Here is a 3,494-nt window from a genome sequence, read left to right as displayed (position 1 = left end):
TCAAAATGGAACTTCGGGATATGATTACTGCAATTTTAATCGTATTTGCGGGAGGGGATCCAGGAAAGGTTTTCAAAACATAAGAATGCAAAAAAAAATGACCGGAATTTCTTCCGACCATGACTACCATTTCGGTCCTTTTTTTATGTCATTTTGTTATTCTCTGTCGAAGCGGGCTAATTTTTTGTCTATCCAGATAGTGGCAAAAGGAAAAAATGCGGAGATTAAAGCGAAGACGCTGTCTTCATCATCCCATGTGTATATTTTTCTTATGGAAGGTAGAAACAGCAGGTAAAGGGTAAAAAAGAATCCATGAATACTACCAATAGTACTGATATAGACGATCGGGAAAATACCTTCCGGATCAATGCGTATCCAGGTCATCGCTGTGAATAGAAAAAACCATGAAATAGCTTCAGCCAAACAGATTTGCTTAAACCATTTGATGACTTTTTCCTGAGGATATTTTGAGAAAAAATTTTCGATAAATTCCATGTCGTAAAGTATAAGGTAAGAATTAAAAGTTGGAAACTGATCGTATCTGTGGCCTACTAACTTCTAATATCTAAATTCTAGCTTCTTATTTGCAAAATTACTTATAAAAACTGCTTCCGTCCAAATATTCAAAAACTTCCGGTGGAAGCATTGGGCGTACATTTTTTCCTTCCTTAATCATATTTCTGATCTCCGTAGCAGAAAGCTCGATAACCGGAGCTTTGATCATTGAAATATTCTCATGCTGAAGATATTCCGAATCTTTCTTTTCGTCTTCAAAAACTCTAGGATAAACAATGATGTGATGATTTTTGATCAAAAGTTCAGAATTTTTCCATTTATGAAGACTGTCCAGATTATCTTCACCCATAATCAGACTGAAAGAATAATCAGGATACTTTTCATGAAGATAGGTAAGCGTATCAATCGTATAGCTCGGCTTAGGAAGAGAAAATTCTACATTTGAAGCTCTCATTTTAGGATAGCCTTTTATGGCAAGCTGCACCATGTCCAGCCTGTTATGATCTTTCAGAAGTGATTTTTTATCTTTAAAAGGGTTCTGTGGACTTACTACAAACCATAATTCATCCATATTTGAATGTTCCAGAATGTAATTAGCCAGGATTAAATGTCCAATATGTATCGGATTGAAAGAACCGAAAAATAAGCCGATTTTTTTCATTGATTGTTAGGGCTTAGGTTTTAGGGGTTAGGGATTAGGACTGGATTGCAATTTAGTGATAATGGCATTGAGCATTTTTGATATTTCGGATGTTTTTCCACTTAACTTTTCAAACTCTTCAGGGTTTAAGTAATTTAAATTTCTTGAAATAATAAGTTGGGTTTCCATTTCGGCACAGCTCCCTCGTGAAATCTTTAAAAACTGTAGATAATCTAAGGTAGATCTTCGCGAATGTCCTTCAGCAATATTAGATGGAATAGATATGGAAGAACGGCGAATCTGGCTGGTAAGGGAATAAAGTTCTTCTTTGGGGAAACTTTTAGTACAAGTATAAATTTCAGTAACAAAATCTACTGATTTTTGCCAGACCAATAATTCCTTATAATTTCCCATAGCTTTTATCCCTATTACCTTAGTCCTTACTCCTAATCCCTGAACTTCACATCCTTTATATTCAGATAATGGGTTACGTTTCCTTTCCAGTGGTTTTCCTCTAAAGTGAATGCAAGATCGAATTTTTTATTTTTAAAATCTTCTGCATGCTGTCCTAGTTTGAAGCCTACACACTCTATATTTCTCCCTGTAGACTCCTGTTTGATATAAAACTTCAGGTGATTGTTATCTTTCCCCATCGTTTTTACATAACCCGAAAGCTTCTGGTCAGTCAGTGTAAGGATCGGTTTCATATTATGAGGACCGAACGGAGCCAGTTTTCTGTGGAAATTGATAAATTCCCTGTTGATTTCATCGACTTTAATTTCAGAGTCGATCGTTACAGAAGGCTCCTGTTGATGTAACTGGATTTTTTCGGAAACTATTTTTTCAAATTTTATTTTGAAGGCTTCAAATTTATCCTTTTCCATGGAAAGTCCTGCAGCAGCGTGGTGCCCTCCAAACTTAAGGAAATATTCAGAACACATATCCAGTGCTTCATGCACATCAAAATCAGAAACAGATCTGGCAGAAGCCACCATTTCCCCATTATTGCCGTCCGTGAATACCAGAGTAGGTTTGTAATATGTTTCGATAAGCCTTGAAGCGACAATTCCAATTACCCCTTTGTTCCATTCAGGATGATAAACAATGGTAGAATGTTTGGTTTGCTGTTGGGATTCTATGATCTGATTCAAAGCAGAAAGGGTAGAATTCATATCCAGCTCGCGCCTTTCATCATTAAGATCCATAATGTCACTAACAATCTGGTTCGCGTGCTTCAGGTTATCAGAAACCATCAGTTCTACAGCTGCTTTCCCCTGAGAAATTCTTCCTGCAGCGTTAATCTTTGGAGCAATTTCAAAAACAATATTTGAAATTTCAAAGTGAGACAGTTTATCTTCAGGAATCAATAATCTTAATCCCAGGTTTCTTGTTTTTCTGAGAACTTTTAATCCCATTTTAGCAAGCACCCTGTTCTCACCAGTCATGGAAACAATATCAGCGGCAATGGAAATAGCAAGTAGATCGGTAAGTTCGAATAATTCAGCTTCCGGAATTTTATAGATGGTATTCAGGCCCTGGCAAAGCTTAAAGCCTACACCACATCCTGAAAGTTCTTTAAAAGGATATCTGCAGTCTATTCTCTTTGGATCCAAAACAGCTATCGCATTAGGGATCTCTTCACCCGGAAGGTGGTGATCGCAGATAATAAAATCGATGCCCTTGTCCTGTGCGTATTGTACCATGTCTATGGCTTTGATACCACAGTCTAAAGCAATGATCAGTGAAAAACCATTCTCTTTGGCAAAATCAATACCTTCGGTAGAAATTCCGTATCCTTCAGAATTTCTGTCAGGGATATAATAATCTAAGTATTTTTTCTCAACAATTTTGCTGAGGTAAAGGTACATCAAAGCAACAGCTGTAGTTCCGTCTACATCATAATCTCCATATACCAGTATTTTTTCACCGTTTTCAATTGCAGTTGCGATACGCTCTACAGCTTTCTGCATATCTGCCATTAAGAACGGACTGTGAATATCGTTAAGGTTGGGTTTGAAGAATTCTCTGGCCTTTTGATAATTGTCGATTCCCCTTAAAACGAGGAGTTTAGATTCAAAAGTACCAAAACCAAGTGACGAACTTAATCTGTCCACAACTTCCTCATCGGGTTCGGGCTTGTAAATCCATTTCTGACTCATTTCACAAAAATAAGGAAAAAAAACAGCATTTTGAAATGATTGGTCATGAACTTCAGGGCAAACGCATCATAAATTAATTAATTTTTCAAGATACCTGTTATCCCATCCTGCTTTTAGGCGCTTTCCTCTAACACCGACTTTGAGCGTTTTCTCATTTTTCAAAAGATTGAGAGCTATTT

Annotated in this window: 4 protein-coding genes; all 4 read right to left on the bottom strand. The window is 36.9% G+C overall.

All coding sequences use genetic code 11. The features are described from left to right. Positions 1-156 precede the first annotated feature (156 nt). The 4 genes from HHL23_RS22290 to recJ all read right to left on the bottom strand — a co-directional run bounded on the left by HHL23_RS22290 (position 157) and on the right by recJ (position 3,315). Positions 157-495 carry a DUF3817 domain-containing protein gene (locus HHL23_RS22290; RefSeq protein ID WP_169236933.1) on the bottom strand — a complete coding sequence of 113 codons (339 nt, stop codon included), beginning with the start codon at positions 493-495 and terminating at the stop codon, positions 157-159. 97 nt (positions 496-592) lie between these two features. Beyond that, a complete protein-coding gene (gene nadD / locus HHL23_RS22285) occupies positions 593-1,177 on the bottom strand; it encodes a nicotinate (nicotinamide) nucleotide adenylyltransferase (protein ID WP_169236932.1) in 585 nt (194 codons plus the stop codon). Positions 1,178-1,204: 27 nt separating this feature from the next. Beyond that, entirely contained in the window at positions 1,205-1,570 is a 366-nt protein-coding gene (locus HHL23_RS22280; RefSeq protein WP_169236931.1) for a four helix bundle protein, read from the bottom strand. Between the two features lie 32 nt (positions 1,571-1,602). Further along, positions 1,603-3,315: a single-stranded-DNA-specific exonuclease RecJ gene (recJ, locus tag HHL23_RS22275; RefSeq protein ID WP_169236930.1), complete on the bottom strand. Its 1,713-nt coding sequence runs from the start codon at positions 3,313-3,315 to the stop codon at positions 1,603-1,605. Between the last annotated feature and the right edge of the window lie 179 nt (positions 3,316-3,494).

It is taken from the genome of Chryseobacterium antibioticum (genome assembly GCF_012927325.1).
GTDB lineage: Bacteria > Bacteroidota > Bacteroidia > Flavobacteriales > Weeksellaceae > Chryseobacterium > Chryseobacterium antibioticum.
Note: the sequence above shows the minus strand (reverse complement) of the source record. Positions and strands in the feature narration are given on the sequence as shown.

What these genes read in the sequence shown, in the direction of transcription:
- HHL23_RS22290 (WP_169236933.1), bottom strand. Translation starts at nt 495, where the DNA reads ATGGAATTTATCGAAAATTTTTTCTCAAAATATCCTCAGGAAAAAGTC.
- nadD (WP_169236932.1), bottom strand. Translation starts at nt 1,177, where the DNA reads ATGAAAAAAATCGGCTTATTTTTCGGTTCTTTCAATCCGATACATATT.
- HHL23_RS22280 (WP_169236931.1), bottom strand. Translation starts at nt 1,570, where the DNA reads ATGGGAAATTATAAGGAATTATTGGTCTGGCAAAAATCAGTAGATTTT.
- recJ (WP_169236930.1), bottom strand. Translation starts at nt 3,315, where the DNA reads ATGAGTCAGAAATGGATTTACAAGCCCGAACCCGATGAGGAAGTTGTG.